The 15,241-nt window shown below is 57.8% G+C and carries 13 protein-coding genes; 12 read left to right on the top strand and 1 reads right to left on the bottom strand.

Features of this window, described 5'->3' with window-relative positions; translation table 11 throughout:
• The first annotated feature begins 2 nt into the window (after nucleotides 1-2).
• The 7 genes from ACMGGR_RS11695 to ACMGGR_RS11665 are packed head-to-tail and all read left to right on the top strand — an operon-like array spanning nucleotide 3 to nucleotide 7,387.
• Complete coding sequence (locus ACMGGR_RS11695; protein ID WP_414146943.1) at nucleotides 3-800, top strand: GolD/DthD family dehydrogenase; 798 nt, start codon at nucleotides 3-5, stop codon at nucleotides 798-800.
• Between the two features lie 51 nt (nucleotides 801-851).
• A complete protein-coding gene (locus ACMGGR_RS11690; RefSeq protein WP_414146942.1) occupies nucleotides 852-1,784 on the top strand; it encodes a D-ribose ABC transporter substrate-binding protein in 933 nt (310 codons plus the stop codon).
• 29 nt (nucleotides 1,785-1,813) lie between these two features.
• Nucleotides 1,814-2,425, top strand: a complete 612-nt coding sequence (locus ACMGGR_RS11685; RefSeq protein ID WP_246759077.1) for a DUF2291 family protein — start codon at nucleotides 1,814-1,816, stop codon at nucleotides 2,423-2,425.
• Between the two features lie 10 nt (nucleotides 2,426-2,435).
• Nucleotides 2,436-3,974: a sugar ABC transporter ATP-binding protein gene (locus ACMGGR_RS11680; RefSeq protein WP_414146941.1), complete on the top strand. Its 1,539-nt coding sequence runs from the start codon at nucleotides 2,436-2,438 to the stop codon at nucleotides 3,972-3,974.
• 42 nt (nucleotides 3,975-4,016) lie between these two features.
• Entirely contained in the window at nucleotides 4,017-5,081 is a 1,065-nt protein-coding gene (locus ACMGGR_RS11675) for an ABC transporter permease (protein WP_414146940.1), read from the top strand.
• Entirely contained in the window at nucleotides 5,074-6,618 is a 1,545-nt protein-coding gene (locus ACMGGR_RS11670; RefSeq protein ID WP_414146939.1) for an FGGY family carbohydrate kinase, read from the top strand. Before ACMGGR_RS11675 ends, ACMGGR_RS11670 begins: the two co-directional genes overlap by 8 nt.
• The gene (locus ACMGGR_RS11665) at nucleotides 6,596-7,387 is read left to right on the top strand and encodes a glucose 1-dehydrogenase (protein WP_246759082.1); all 792 of its coding nucleotides are present in this window, start codon (nucleotides 6,596-6,598) and stop codon (nucleotides 7,385-7,387) included. Before ACMGGR_RS11670 ends, ACMGGR_RS11665 begins: the two co-directional genes overlap by 23 nt.
• A gap of 3 nt (nucleotides 7,388-7,390) precedes the next feature.
• Here ACMGGR_RS11665 and ACMGGR_RS11660 read toward each other — a convergent pair whose 3' ends face one another.
• Entirely contained in the window at nucleotides 7,391-7,939 is a 549-nt protein-coding gene (locus ACMGGR_RS11660) for a YbhB/YbcL family Raf kinase inhibitor-like protein (RefSeq protein ID WP_414146938.1), read from the bottom strand.
• Between the two features lie 190 nt (nucleotides 7,940-8,129).
• Here ACMGGR_RS11660 and ACMGGR_RS11655 point away from each other — a divergent pair, with 190 nt between their 5' ends.
• The 5 genes from ACMGGR_RS11655 to astB all read left to right on the top strand — a co-directional run bounded on the left by ACMGGR_RS11655 (nucleotide 8,130) and on the right by astB (nucleotide 15,218).
• The gene (locus ACMGGR_RS11655; protein ID WP_414146937.1) at nucleotides 8,130-9,566 is read left to right on the top strand and encodes a YchO/YchP family invasin; all 1,437 of its coding nucleotides are present in this window, start codon (nucleotides 8,130-8,132) and stop codon (nucleotides 9,564-9,566) included.
• A 304-nt stretch (nucleotides 9,567-9,870) separates the two neighbouring features.
• Nucleotides 9,871-10,776: a bestrophin family protein gene (locus ACMGGR_RS11650; RefSeq protein WP_246759086.1), complete on the top strand. Its 906-nt coding sequence runs from the start codon at nucleotides 9,871-9,873 to the stop codon at nucleotides 10,774-10,776.
• Between the two features lie 622 nt (nucleotides 10,777-11,398).
• Nucleotides 11,399-12,433 (top strand): arginine N-succinyltransferase, encoded by a 1,035-nt coding sequence (astA, locus tag ACMGGR_RS11645; protein ID WP_414146936.1) that lies wholly within the window; start codon nucleotides 11,399-11,401, stop codon nucleotides 12,431-12,433.
• Complete coding sequence (astD, locus tag ACMGGR_RS11640) at nucleotides 12,430-13,896, top strand: succinylglutamate-semialdehyde dehydrogenase (protein ID WP_414146935.1); 1,467 nt, start codon at nucleotides 12,430-12,432, stop codon at nucleotides 13,894-13,896. The genes astA and astD overlap by 4 nt, the downstream gene beginning before the upstream one ends.
• A complete protein-coding gene (astB, locus tag ACMGGR_RS11635; protein WP_414146934.1) occupies nucleotides 13,893-15,218 on the top strand; it encodes an N-succinylarginine dihydrolase in 1,326 nt (441 codons plus the stop codon). The genes astD and astB overlap by 4 nt, the downstream gene beginning before the upstream one ends.
• Nucleotides 15,219-15,241 lie beyond the last annotated feature (23 nt).

Genomic DNA, 15,241 nt, shown 5'->3' with positions numbered 1-15,241 from the left:
GGATGAGCAGTGAATATGATGTCAACCTGCGCTACGGCGTAGATAGCAAAGGTGATTTAAGTAATAAGGTGGCGGTGGTCACTGGTGGCCTGGGCGGGATTGCGATGGCCAGCAACCAGATGCTGCTGGAGAAAGGCGCAAGGCTGGCGCTGCTCTATCCCGCCTTTGAACAGAGCAAGGTTAACGACGTGGCGGGCCAGTTTGCTGCTGATAGCGTGCATTTTATCGAGTGCGACGTAACCGATCCGCATTCCGTAAATAACGCCTTTGCCGAAGTCATTAGCCATTACGGCCAGATCGATATCCTGGTGAACTGCGCAGGCTACGTGATGCTGCAACCGGTGCTGGAAACGGACTTCGACGAATGGCAGAAACAGCTGGCGGTCAACCTTACCGGCCCGTTCCTTTGCTCGCAGGCGGCGGCAAAACTGATGATCGAGGCGGGCAAGGGCGGAAAAATTATCAACATCGCCTCGCAGGCCGCTTCTGTCGCTATCGACAACCACGTGGCCTACACCTCGGCCAAGGCGGGTCTGCTCGGCATGACCAAAGTGATGGCTAAGGAGTTTGCACCGCACAAAATCAACGTCAATACGCTCTCGCCGACCGTGGTGCTGACGCCAATGGGTGAAAAAGCCTGGCGCGGCGAGAAGGGCGAAGCGATGAAAAAACTGATCCCGCTCGGGCGCTTTGCCTATACCGATGAGATCGCGGCGGCGGTGCTGTTCTTTGCCGGTAACGGCAGCGACATGATCACCGGGGCCGATCTGATGATCGATGGCGGTTTCACTATCTGGTAACACTCTTTGCACGTACCCGTACCCTACAAATAATGATAAGGCAACGCACCTATGAACATGCGATTACTTCTGTTAGCTACCGCTGGCGTTTTAAGCACCCAGGCTGTCAACGCGGCGGAAAAAGGCACCATTATGATTCTGGTCAACTCACTGGATAATCCTTATTACGCCTCTGAGGCGAAAGGGGCCAACAGCAAGGCGCAGGCGCTGGGCTATAAAACGTCGGTGCTGTCGCACGGCGAAGATGTGAAAAAGCAGAACGAGCTGATCGACGCCGCTATCGGTAAAAAAGTGCAGGGGATTATCCTGGACAACGCCGACTCAACCGCCAGCGTCGCCGCCGTGCAGAAAGCCAAAGACGCCGGGATCCCGGTGGTGCTGATCAACCGGGAAATCCCGGTTGATAACGTCGCGCTGCGACAGATAACCCACAATAACTTTCAGGCGGGATCGGACGTCGCTAACGTCTTTGTGGAAAAAATGGGCGAAAAAGGCAAGTACGCGGAGCTGACCTGTAATCTCGCCGACAACAACTGCGTTACCCGTTCCAAATCTTTCCATCAGGTGATTGACCAGTACCCCGATATGCAAAGCGTGGCGAAGCAGGATGCTAAAGGCACCCTGATCGACGGCAAGCGCATTATGGACAGCATCTTGCAGGCGCATCCGGACGTTAAGGGCGTGATCTGCGGCAACGGCCCGGTCGCGCTGGGCGCTATCGCAGCCCTTAAGGCGGCAAACCGTAACGACGTGGTGGTGGTGGGCATTGACGGCAGCAACGACGAGCGCGACGCGGTGAAAGCCGGCACGCTGAAAGCGACCGTGATGCTACAGGCGCAGGCTATCGCGGCCGAGGGCGTCAGCGATCTTGATAACTTTATCCAGCACGGCACCAGGCCAGCAAAACAGCGGGTGATGTTCCGCGGCATGCTGATAACCCCGGACAACGCGGCAAAAGTGCAGGATTTTAGCTATCAACCCTGACCGCTAAGGCGGGCCGAAAGGAGGAACCTATGTCCAGGCGAATCTGGCTGGCAGGGGCGGCGCTTGCCCTGGCCGGCTGCCGGATCGTATCGCAGCAGGAGCTGGCCGATTTAAAAAATCCGCCCAACCCTCAGCTGGCGAACGTGGCTGCCAGCTGGCAGCAAAAAATCGTGCCGCAGATACAGCATGACGCCAGAGCGGTAAATGAGCTGCTGGCCAGCCTGGCCGCGGCAAAAGACTTTGACAGCGCCTGCCAGCAGTATGGCTATCGCAGCCAGCAGGAAAACCCCTGCGTCTTTGCGGTCAGGATAACCGGCACGGTGCAGTCGGTTGATACCACCTCGCGCAGCGGCAAAATGACCGTAAAAGACCGCAGCGGGCAAAGCGTGGTGGTGCAGACCGGGCCAATCCTGCGCGGTACGGCGCTGCGCGACGGTTATAAAGGGGCCAGCTATCAGGACTTCAACGATCAGGTGCTGTTTGGCGACTACGGCCGCGCTATCAATCAGCTGGCCGCTGACGAGATACAAAAACTCAAGCCCAAACCCGGTGACGCCGTGGATGTCGTCGGCGTTTTCAGCAGCTGGGATATCCCGCAAAACGTCCCGGCTGTTACCCCAGCCCGCGTTGTCCGTCAATAAGGAGCGCAGTATGGCATACCCTGAAGCGCACGCCGGGCCGCTGCCGGAAGTGATTATCGAAACCCGTCATCTTTCTCGCCTCTATCCCGGCGTCACCGCGCTGGATCAGGTTAACTATCGCGTCTGGCGCAACAAGGTCAATGTGCTGATAGGCGAAAACGGCGCGGGCAAATCCACCATGATGAAAATGCTGGCGGGGGTAGAGACGCCGTCGTCAGGGCAGATTTTGCTGGACGGCGAGCCGGTAACGCTGGGGTCGACCCGCCAGGCAGAAAAGCAGGGCATCAGCATTATTTTTCAGGAGCTGAACCTGTTTCCCAATATGAACGTGATGGACAACATCTTTATCGGCAACGAGTTTTTCCAGCGCGGCCGCATTAACGAAAAGTATCAGTACCAGCTGGCGAAAACGCTGCTGGAGCGGCTGGGGCTGGATATCGATCCCCGGACGCCGCTGGGCGAGCTGGGCATTGGCCACCAGCAGCTGGTCGAGATTGCCCGCGCGCTCTCCAAAGATACGCGCGTCCTGATCATGGATGAGCCAACCTCTGCGCTCAGCCAGTCGGAAGTCAAAGTGCTGTTTAACGTTATCGCCGCGCTGAAGCGGCGTGGCGTTACCCTGATCTATATTTCGCATCGCCTGGAAGAGCTGATGGAAATTGGAGACCACATTACCATTTTCCGCGACGGACGCTTTATCAGCGAGCGCGACGTACAGGATGCCAGCGTGCCCTGGATTATTGCGCAGATGGTGGGCGACAAAAAGAAACAGTTTGACTACCGCGCGGCGGAGCCGGGCGAAACGGTACTGGAAGTCAGTGGGCTAACCGCGCTGGCGCAAAACGGCGGTTACAAGCTGAATAACGTCTCTTTTTCGCTGCGCAAGGGTGAGGTGATCGGGATTTACGGCCTGCTGGGCGCCGGACGCACCGAGTTATTTAAAGGGCTTATCGGGCTGATGCCTTGCCAGAGCGGCAGCGTCACGCTAAACGGCGAATGCCTGGACAAGCGCAACTTTCAGCAGCGGCTGAAAAAAGGCATCGCGCTGGTGCCGGAAGATCGCAAAGGCGAAGGGGTGGTCGAAACCATGTCGATCAAAACCAATATGACGCTCAGCGATCTCAGCCTGCGTGGCTTTCGCCGGGCGCTGAGCTGGCTTAAACCGGCTGAAGAAGCGGAGCGCGTTGACGGCATGATCCAACGGCTGGCCATCAAGGTCAGCGATGCGGAACTGCCCGTGATCTCCCTGAGCGGCGGCAATCAGCAGAAAGTCGTGCTGGGCAAGGCGCTGATGACCGGGCCAAACGTGGTGTTGCTGGATGAGCCCACGCGCGGCATCGACGTGGGGGCGAAAAGCGATGTTTACCATCTGGTCGGTTCGCTGGCGCAGCAAGGGCTGGCGGTGATGTTCTCGTCTTCCGAGCTGGACGAGGTGATGGCCCTGGCTGACCGCATTCTGGTGATGGCGGACGGCAAGATCACCGCTGACTTACCGCGTGCGGAGGCGACGCGTGAAAAGCTTATCGCCGCCTCCACTCCCCAGGATTAGTTGAACGCAGGCCAGCCCGTAAGGGACGTTGAGGATAACAAAATGAACCATAAATACCTGCTTTACATGTATCTGTTAAAGGCGCGCACTTTTATTGCGCTGCTGCTGGTGGTGGGCTTTTTTAGCATTATGGTGCCTAACTTTTTCACGCCGTCGAACCTGTTGATCATGACCCAACACGTTGCCATCACCGGGCTTCTCGCCATCGGCATGACGCTGGTGGTGCTGACGGGCGGGATCGATCTTTCCGTGGGCGCGGTGGCGGGGATCTGCGGCATGATCGCGGGCGCTTTGCTAACCAACGGCCTGCCGCTCTGGGAGGGAGCCAGACTCTTTCTAAACGTGCCGGAAGTGCTTCTTGTCGTAGCGCTGGCGGGCGTCGTCATTGGGTTAATCAACGGAACGGTAATCACTCGCCTGGGCGTGGCGCCTTTTATCTGCACGCTGGGCATGATGTATGTTGCGCGCGGCGCGGCGCTGCTGTTCAACGACGGCAGCACCTATGCCAACCTGACCGGCCTGCCGCAGCTGGGCAATACCGGCTTCTCACTGCTCGGCTCCGGCACCTTTCTGGGCGTCTATCTGCCTATCTGGCTGATGGTGGGGTTTTTGCTGGCCGGGCTGTATATCACGCGCAAGACGCCGCTGGGCCGTTATATCTACGCCAGCGGCGGCAACGAGGCGGCCGCGCGGCTGGCCGGTGTGCCGATCATCAAGGTCAAAATCTTTGTTTACGCCTTTTCCGGACTGTGCGCGGCGCTGGTTGGCCTGGTGGTGGCGTCCCAGCTGCAAACCGCCCATCCGATGACCGGGAATATGTTTGAAATGGACGCCATTGGTGCAACGGTGCTGGGCGGCACCGCGCTGTCCGGCGGCCGTGGTCACGTTTCCGGTTCGATTATCGGCGCGTTTGTCATTGTCTTTCTGGCCGACGGCATGGTGATGATGGGCGTCAGCGATTTCTGGCAGATGGTGATCAAAGGCCTGGTGATTGTCAGTGCGGTAGTGATTGATCAGTTCCAGCAGCGTTTGCAAAGCAAGGTGGTGCTGATGCGCCGTCACGAAAAAAAGCAGACGCCGACGCTTTCTGAGGTGAGCCATGGCTAGAGAACTGATTATTGCGCTCGACGAAGGCACCAGCAACGTCAAGGCGGTGGCAATCGACGCGCGCGGACAGATAGTTTACAAGGCTTCGCGCCCGCTGTCGGTCAATACGCCGCAGTCGGGCTGGGTAGAGCAGGACGGCATGCTGCTGCTGGAGACGTCGCTGACGGTAGTGCGCGAAGCGATCCAGGCGGTGGGTGACAAATCCGTGGCCGCACTGGCTATCAGTAACCAGCGGGAAACGGTGATGGGCTGGGAACGCCAGACCGGTAAACCGCTTGCCGCCGCGCTGACCTGGCAATGTTCGCGCTCGGCAGCGTTTTGCGAGCAGCTGCGTCACGACCGCCAGGAAGCGCTCATCCGCGAAGTTACCGGTTTGCCGGTTGCACCGCTGTTTTCAGCGTCGAAAATGCGCTGGCTGCTGGACAGCCTGCCTGACGGCCACAGACGGGCCGCCAGTGGCGATCTCTGTCTGGGCACTATCGACGCCTGGCTGCTGTGGCACTTTACCGGCGGCATGCAGTTTCGCTGCGATACCTCCAACGCCGCTCGTACTCAGTTACTTAACCTGCAAACCGGCGACTGGGACGAGCAGATGCTGACGCTGTTCGGCATTCCGCGGGCGGCGTTACCGACCATTCATCCCTCCAGCGGCCTGTTTGGCATCACGCACGGCCTGAGCGGCATTGCCGATGGTTTGCCCGTGCTGGCAATGATAGGCGATTCGCACGCTGCGCTTTATGGGCATGGTCTGGGCGCGCCGGGCAGCGTGAAGGCGACCTACGGCACCGGCTCGTCGGTGATGGCACCGCTGCCCACGCCGGATACGAGCATCACGCAGCTGGCAACCACCATAGCGTGGCACGACGGCGAGCGGCGGGTTTACGCACTTGAAGGCAACATTCCGCATACCGGCGACGGCGTCGCCTGGATGGCGCAGGCTACCGGTCTGGTTGACGGCAAGGGCGAAGTGTTAAGCCGCGCGCTGAACGACCTGCCTGCGAGCATTGACTCCACGCTCGGCGTCTATTTTGTTCCGGCGCTGACGGGAACCGGCGCGCCCTGGTGGGACGAACAGGCGAGGGGCCTGATTTGCGGCTTAAGCCGTGGCGTGACGCCTGCTCATCTGATCCGCGCCGCGCTGGAGGCCATCGCCTATCAGATTGCCGACGTGATAGCCGCGATGCGCCAGCATCAGGATTTTCATCTTAATACGCTAATGGTGGATGGCGGCCCAACGCAAAATGGCTGGCTGATGCAGTTCCAGGCCGATCTGCTGGGTTGCCCGGTGGCCCGCAGCAGCACGGCGGAACTTTCCGCGCTGGGTGCCGGACTGCTGGCGCGCAAAGCGCTGGCGCAGCTGAGTGACGACCAGTTGCTGCCGTTACTGCCGACACACGACCGCTGGCTGCCCGACGAAGCCCGTCATGCCGTTCTGCAACAAAGCTGGCAAGGCTGGCGCGGCGCGGTACAGCGCACGCTCTGGCCGCAAACAACCTCAGTTCAGGGAGCACACTATGAAGCACAATTTTCAGGATAAAACCGTGGTGATCACCGGAGCCTGCCGTGGGATCGGGGCGGGGATAGCAGAACGTTTTGCACAAGAAGGCGCGCGGCTGGTGATGGTATCAAACTCAGAAAGGGTGTTTGCCACGGCAGAACGCCTGAAAAGCTCAGGTTCTGAGATCCTGGCGCTACAGGCAGACGTTACCGATGAACAGCAGGTTATCGACCTCTACCAGCAGGCCGCCGAACGTTTTGGCACCATTGACGTATCGGTGCAGAACGCGGGGATTATCACCATCGAACACTTCGACAAGATGCCAAAAGCGGATTTTGAAAAGGTGCTGGCGGTCAATACCACAGGCGTCTGGCTCTGCTGCCGTGAGGCGGCAAAATATATGGTTAAGCAGCGCTCCGGCAGCCTGATCAATACCTCGTCCGGCCAGGGACGGCAGGGCTTTATCTATACGCCGCACTACGCGGCCAGCAAAATGGGCGTGATTGGTATTACGCAAAGCCTGGCGCACGAGCTGGCCCCGTGGAACATTACCGTTAACGCCTTTTGTCCCGGCATTATCGAAAGCGAAATGTGGGACTATAACGATCGCGTCTGGGGTGAAATCCTCAGCGGCGAAAAGCAATATGGCAAAGGTGAACTGATGGCCGAGTGGGTACAGGGCATTCCGCTAAAGCGCGCCGGAAAGCCGCAGGACGTGGCCGGGCTGGTGGCTTTTCTGGCGTCCGATGATGCGCATTACATCACCGGACAAACCATTAACGTTGACGGTGGCCTGATTATGTCCTGAGCCTTACTCGTTGCCGAAGCGGCCAATCAAACCTGCGGCACCCAGCGTATGGCCTTTCAGGCGGGTAAATAACGCCTCGCGCGTTAAGCCTTGTTCCAGCCCGTTGGCCGGTAAATCGGTGGCGATCAGCGTAAAGTTATAGTGATGCTGGCCGCTGCCAACCGGCGGGCAAGGGCCGTGATAGCGTAGCGTTCCCGGCGAATTTTTGCCGCCCGTATAGCCTTTGCCGCGGGTCAGCTCGCCTTGGGCAAATGTGGTGCGCTGAAAAGGAATGTTGTACGCCACCAGATGATCGACACCCAGGCCTTTCGCGCCAACCGGATCGACTATCACCAGCGTAAAACTTTTGGTGCCCTGCGGTGGATTGCTCCAGCTCAGCGCGGGCGAGACGTTTTCGCCGGTACAGCTGGCGTTGCCTTTGTCCGAGCCGGCAAATTTTGTCGCCATCACATCGTTGTCGTTAAAGTCGGGAGAGGTCAGCGTAAAAACCGGCGCGGCACACGCTGCCGTAGCGCTGCATAACAGCGCGGCACACAATAGCGTTTTTTTCATTAGCGGATTCCTGTTTTAACGGGTTGCGCCAAGTCTGGTCGATAAATGTACGCTCTGCCAGTGACTTATCGTTATGGCGCAGGCGGGTGCCACTGGCAAAACAAAAATGTTAAGCTAGCCTTGGGTTGATTTTGTGATCTTCATCGCAGTTTAATGCTCAGAACAGGCCTGCCAGACCGCTTATAACGTTATGAAAAAAATGACCGCTTGCTCTTTTTCTGCCAGAAACATTTTATTGCCGGTAACGCTGCTGACCGTTTCTTTTACCGTGCTGGCATTAACTACCGAAACGCGCGTCGCCGACGCGCCTTTTGCCGATCCCGCTCGCTTTAGCGATCGGCTCCCCGACCTTGGCAGCAGCAGCACCGGTTCCGATACGGCGCTGGAAAAACGCATCGCCAACGCGATGAAAAGCATCGGCGAAGCCAGTATGAACAGCAGCGACGACCGTTCGTTAGGCAGCGAGGCGGGTTCCTGGGCGTTTAATCATTTTCGCGATGAAGCGGCAAAGCGGGTCGAGGATGAAGGCCAGTCGCTGCTGTCGCCTTACGGCAAGGCTAACATTGCGCTGGCGGTGGACAGCAACGGCAACTTCACGGGGTCTTCCGCACAGCTGATTACGCCGTGGCAGGATAAATACCAGTACCTGACCTTTAGCCAGCTGGGCGTACAGCAAAGCGACGACGGTATCGTTGGCAGTGCCGGTCTTGGCCAGCGCTGGCTGACCGGCAGCTGGCGGCTGGGCTATAACGCCTTTGTTGACGATCTGTTTGCCGAAAATCAGCAGCGCGGCTCGCTTGGCGCGGAGGCGTGGAGCCACTTTTTGCGCCTTTCGGCTAACTACTATCAGCCTTTGTCCGGCTGGCGGCAAAATTCGGCTACGCAGGAGACGCGGATGGCGCGCGGCTACGACATTACTACCCAGGGCTACTTACCCTTTTATCAGCAGCTGGGCGTTTCCGTAAGCTACGAGCGCTATCTGGGAAATAATGTCGATCTGTTTAACAACGGCACGCTCAGCAGTAACCCATCCGCCATTGAGCTTGGCGTCAGCTACACGCCGGTGCCGCTTTTTACCCTGACCGCCTCGCATAAAACCGCCGACAGCGGCGACACGCAGGATCAGCTGGCGTTAAAAATGAACTATCAGATTGGCGTCGCGTTGAGCAAGCAGCTGTCGGCCGATAACGTCGCCGCGGCCCGCTCGCTCAGCGGTAGCCGTTATGATGCGGTCACGCGCAGTAATCTGCCGGTAATGGAGTTCCGCCAGCGCAAAACGCTGTCGGTGTTCCTGGCGACGCCGCCGTGGCAGGTGCAGCCGGGCGAAACGCTGCCGCTGAAGCTGCAAATCCGTCAGGCCAATCCGCTGAAGGGAATAAGCTGGCAGGGCGATACCCAGGCGCTGAGCCTGACGCCGCCTGCGGACAACGTCAACCCCAACGGCTGGAGCATTATTATTCCTGCCTGGGACAGTTCGCCGGATGCCAGCAATGAATATCACCTGTCCGTCACTGTTGAAGACAGTCGCCAGCAGCGCGTTACCTCCAACTGGATTACGCTTAAGCTGACGCCGCCGGTCACGCTGCAAAATCCTGACGCCAACCAGTTCAACCTGATAGCGCCGTGACAACGTGGCTGGCCCGAAAATTAATTTGCACATGTAAGCCGGGAAGGTTCACGCGTAAGCCGGAAAAGTGCATGTGTAAGCCGGGAAGGTGCATATGTAACCGGGAAGGTTCACGCGTAAGCCGGAAAGGTGCATGTGTAACCGGGAAGGTTCACGTGTAAGCCGGAAAGGTGCATGTGTAAGCCGGGATGGTTCACAGGTAAGCAGGCGGGCGTGGGCAAAAAAGGTGATTCATATCACAGAAATAGCTGGGCAACGGCGCAGAAATTTGCCACTATTTTCACAAAAAAATTACGGGCTTATTATGATCGTTCGTCCACATCGTCACTGGTTTGTTCGTCTCTTCTCCTGGCACGGCTCCGTGTTGCCCGGCATTTTATTTCGGCTGGGCCTTAATCTGCTGATGTCGATTATCGCGATTATCTGTCTCAACTGGTATGAAACGCTGGGCATTAAGCTGACCCTGGCACCGTTCAGCCTGCTGGGTGTTTCCATCGCTATCTTCCTGGGCTTTCGCAACAGCGTCTGCTATGCGCGCTTTTCCGAGGCGCGGCAAATGTGGGGCAGCCTGCTGATTTCCTGTCGTGATATTCAGCGTCAGGTGCTGGCTATTTCGCCAGCCGACGCGCCCAGGATTGCCTCGCTGCTGCTGGCGTTTTGCTACAGCCTGAAGCATCAGCTGCGCAAAACCGATGCGCGGGAGGATCTTGTCCGCTTTTTGGGTGACGAGGCGGAAGACCTTCTTAAACGGCGCGCACGCACCAATATGATCGAACTAAGAATTTCCCAGTGGCTGGCGGAGCAGCGTCGCGGCGGGGTTATTTCCGATATTGTTTATGCCCAGCTGGATAACAGCATTCATCAGCTGTCGCTGGTGTTGGGCGGATGCGAAAGGCTCGCCAGCGTGCCGGTCCCTTTTGCCTATGGCCTGCTGCTGCACCGCACGGTTTATCTGTTTTGTACGCTGCTGCCTTTCGCGCTGGTGCCCGACCTGCACTATATGACGCCGCTGGTTTCCGTGTTTATTGCCTACAGTTTCCTTTCGCTGGACACGCTGGCCGAAGAGCTGGAGATGCCTTTTGGCTACGCCAACAACCATCTGCCGATGGACGCCATGTGCAGCAATATCGAGATTAACCTGCTGGAAATGAACAACCAGCGCGAACTGCCCGCTACGCCGCAGCCAGATAAGCATTACCGTCTGACCTAGCGTTAGCGTTGCCGATAGCGCTTAACTTCAGGGCTATCGGCAACACAAGAATTATCGCTCGCCGCCTCTGTTCTCTGGCAATCGTTACTTTCACGGCTACTTTTGCTCTCTGGCACTAACTACTTTCCCGGCACCTTCCTTTCTCTGGCACTAACTACTTTCCCGGCCACTTCTGCTCTGTGGCATTAGCTACTTTCCCGGGTAGTTCCTTTCTCTGGCAATAGTTACTCTTTCAGCCTGCAGTAGTTTTTCATCAGCAAAGCCGCCTTGTGCCTTTTTTTGGTGCGATCTGCACGATAACAGGGCGCTGCCGGATTTTTCTCTCTGTTATTGCACCTCTCCGATCACAAAACCGTGATTTATTTTCCCGCCTGCATAAGTTTTCTTAATTCTGTCTCGCCATCTCGCTTTCTTATAGTGATATTCACTTTTTATGCATTTTTTATGCATATCCACTAGGTGTAACCTGTTGATTTAATTTAACCATGAAAATTTTATGCAGTTTTTTGCTGGTTGGCACAGAGCGTGCAATTTACAGTGAGGTGCTTCACGCCATAATAGTTAACATTATTTAAACTTTTATTTTACTTATGCGGCCACGGGCAGCAAAAGGAGCAGCATAATGATGGTCATCCGTCCCGTAGAGCGCGACGACCTTGCACAGCTGATGAGGCTGGCAGGGAAAACAGGCGGCGGCCTGACGTCTTTGCCTGCCGACAGCGACACGCTAAGCGACCGCATTGAGCGTTCGGTCCTGACCTGGCAGGGTAAACTGCCGCAGGCCGAACAGGGCTATGTCTTTGTGATGGCAGACAGCGAGACTGAACAGGTCGTCGGCATCTGCGCCATCGAAGTTGCCGTTGGACTACAGGATCCCTGGTACAATTTCCGCGTTGGGACGCAGGTTCATGCCTCACGTGAACTCAACGTTTATAAAGTCTTACCGACGCTTTCGTTAAGTAACGACCATACGGGCAGCAGCGAGCTGTGCACGCTGTTTCTCGATCCTGACTATCGCAACGGCAAAAACGGCTATCTGCTTTCCAAATCGCGCTTTCTGTTTATCGCGGCTTTTCGTGAACGCTTTATGCAAAAAATCGTTGCCGAAATGCGCGGCGTTAGCGACGAGAACGGCCATTCGCCTTTCTGGGAAAGCGTCGGCAGCCGCTTCTTCTCCATGTCCTTCAGTACCGCCGACTACCTCAGCGGCACCGGCAAAAAAACCTTTATCGCCGAGCTGATGCCCAAGCATCCGCTGTATACCGATTATCTCTCTGCCGAAGCGCAGGCGGTTATCGGCAAAACGCATCCGCAAACCTCGCCCGCGCGTGCGGTACTTGAGGCGGAAGGCTTCCGTTATCAGAACTATATCGACATTTTTGACGGCGGCCCCACGCTGGAATGCGATATCGATCGCGTGCGGGCGATCCGCAAAAGCCGCCTCCGCCCCGTCGCTGTCGTCGAGCGGGTGGATGAGAACCTGCCGCTGTGTCTGGTAGGTAATGAACATTATGACGATTTTCGGGTAGTGCTACTGAACGTCGATCCGCATGGCGAAGCGCTGAGGATCACGGCAGAGCAGGCGGCTACTTTACATTGCGAACAGGGCGATTCTCTGCGCGTGGTGACTTTAGGATGTGAGGAGAAAAAGGCATGACGCACTACATTAACGGACAATGGCTAACCGGCGGCGGCGAAACTTTTGGCAAGCAGGATCCGGTCAACGGCGAGTCGCTCTGGCAAGGGAAAGCGGCCAGCCCGTCACAGGTGGCGGCAGCCGTTGAAGCAGCACGCGCGGTGTTTCCCGCCTGGGCGCGCCGCACGTTTGCCGAGCGTCAGGCAGTGGCCGAAAAGTTTGCTTTGCTGCTGCAAAAAAATCAGCAGGCGCTGACCACCATTATTGCCCAGGAAACCGGTAAGCCACGCTGGGAAGCGGCAACGGAAGTGCAGGCGATGATCAATAAAATCGCTATTTCCGTCACCGCTTACCATGCGAGAACCGGCGAGAGTGCGCAGGGCGAAAACCTGCTGCGCCATCGGCCTCACGGGGTTATGGCGGTATTAGGCCCCTATAATTTCCCCGGCCACCTGCCCAACGGGCATATCGTTCCCGCGCTGCTGGCGGGCAATACGGTAGTGTTTAAGCCCAGTGAATTAACGCCCGCCACCGCGGAGCAGACGGTGCGGCTGTGGCAGCAGGCAGGCTTGCCGGATGGCGTGCTGAATCTGGTTCAGGGCGGCGCAGCATGCGGCCAGGCATTGATTCAGGATCCGCAGATTGACGGAGTATTGTTTACCGGCAGCGCCGCCACGGGCTTTGCGCTGCATAAGCAGTTTGCCGGACGGCCAGACAAGATGCTGGCGCTGGAGATGGGCGGGAACAATGCGCTGATTGTCGAAGAGCCGCAGCCTGAAGATGCCGCGGTTAACATTGCTATTCAGTCCGCTTTTATTACCGCAGGCCAGCGCTGTACCTGTGCTCGCAGGCTGCTGGTTAAGCGCGGCCCGCAGGGTGATGCCTTTCTGGCTCGTCTGGTTGAGGTGGCGGCAAAGATTCAGCCAGGCCGCTGGGATGCTGAGCCGCAGCCGTTTATGGGCAGCGTGATTTCGCCACGGGCCGCTGAACACATCTACAGTGAGTGGCAGGCACGGGTTGAGGCGGGAGGCAAAGTGCTGCTGCCTATGCGCTGGCCAGACCGGGCGAGCGCTCTGCTGACGCCAGGAATTATTGACGTCACCTCCCTGACTCTGGCGGATGAAGAAGTTTTTGGCCCGCTGCTGCTGGTGATCCGCTATGACGACTTTAATCAGGCAATACGCATTGCTAATGCGACGCGCTACGGCCTTTCCTGTGGCCTGATTTCCCCCCGTCAGGAACAGTTCGACCAGCTTCTTATTGAGGCGCGAGCAGGCATTGTTAACTGGAACAAACCGCTGACCGGCGCGGCCAGCAGCGCGCCGTTTGGCGGCGTTGGCGCTTCCGGCAATCACCGTCCCGGCGCTTTTTACGCGGCGGACTACTGCGCCTGGCCTTTGGCCTCGCTGGCCTCAGCAACGCTGTCCTTGCCCGCCGCCACGCTGCCCGGTCTGGACTTTAGCACAGAAGGAGAGCAGCGATGAGCGCGCGCGAAGTTAACTTCGATGGTTTACCCGGCCTGACCCATCACTACGCCGGTCTTTCATTTGGTAATGAAGCTTCGGTTCGTCATCAGCATCAGGTCTCCAGTCCAAAGCTGGCGGCAAAACAGGGGCTGCTGAAGATGAAAGCGCTGGCCGATATGGGGTTTGTGCAGGGGGTACTGCCGCCGCACGAACGGCCATCGATCGCCGCCTTACGCCAGATTGGCTTCAGCGGAACGGAAGAGCAGGTGCTGAGCAGCGCCGCCAGCTGTTCACCAACGCTGCTCTCGGCGGCCAGCTCGGCTTCCGCCATGTGGGTAGCGAATGCGGCGACCGTGTCACCTTCGGCCGACAGCGCCGACGGCCGCATCCATCTGACCGTGGCTAACCTGAATAATAAATTCCATCGCTCGCTGGAAGCGCCGACTACCGGCGCAATTTTACGGGCCATCTTTCGCGACGTGCGCCATTTTTGCGTGCACGACGCTTTGCCGCAGGTGGCGATGTTTGGCGATGAAGGCGCGGCCAACCATAACCGCTTCAGCCAGGGCTATGGCGAGCCGGGCGTGCAGCTGTTTGTCTATGGCCGCGAAGAGGGCAACGGCGGACTGGTCCCGGCACGCTATCCGGCACGCCAGACGCTGGAAGCCAGCCAGGCGGTGGCGCGGCTGCATCAGCTCGATCCCGAACGCACGCTGTTCGCCCAGCAAAATCCGGCGGTGATCGACCAGGGCGTATTTCATAACGATGTGATTGCCGTCAGTAACCAGCAGGTGCTGTTTTGCCATCAGCTGGCGTTTCTTCATCAGCAGGCACTGTTCGACCGCATCAGCGAAAGGCTGCCAGACTTTACGCCAGTAGTGGTGCCGGATAATCGCGTGAGCGTGGGCGATGCGGTAGCCACCTACCTGTTTAACAGCCAGCTGCTGAGCAAAGCTTCCGGTAAAATGCTGCTGATCCTGCCGGAAGAAGCGCGTCAGCACGAGGGCGTCTGGCGCTATCTCAACGAGCTGATCGCCGACAGCGTTATTGATGAGCTGAAGGTTTTTGACCTGCGTGAAAGCATGGGCAACGGCGGCGGGCCAGCCTGTCTGCGCCTGCGGGTGGTGATGAACGAGGCGGAGCTGGCGGCGGTTAATCCGGCCACCATCATGAACGACAGCCTGTTTGCTTTACTTAACGACTGGATCGATCGCCACTACCGCGATCGGCTCTCTATGCAGGATCTGGCCGACCCGCAGTTGCTAAGAGAAAACCGCGAAGCGCTGGACGAACTCACGAAGCTGCTAGACTTAGGGAGTATCTACTCTTTTCAACAGTAATCAGGGAGGAGCAGGGCGCGCAG

The sequence above is a fragment of the Erwinia sp. BNK-24-b genome (genome assembly GCF_047456155.1).
Classification (GTDB): domain Bacteria; phylum Pseudomonadota; class Gammaproteobacteria; order Enterobacterales; family Enterobacteriaceae; genus Erwinia; species Erwinia phyllosphaerae.
Note: the sequence above shows the minus strand (reverse complement) of the source record. Positions and strands in the feature narration are given on the sequence as shown.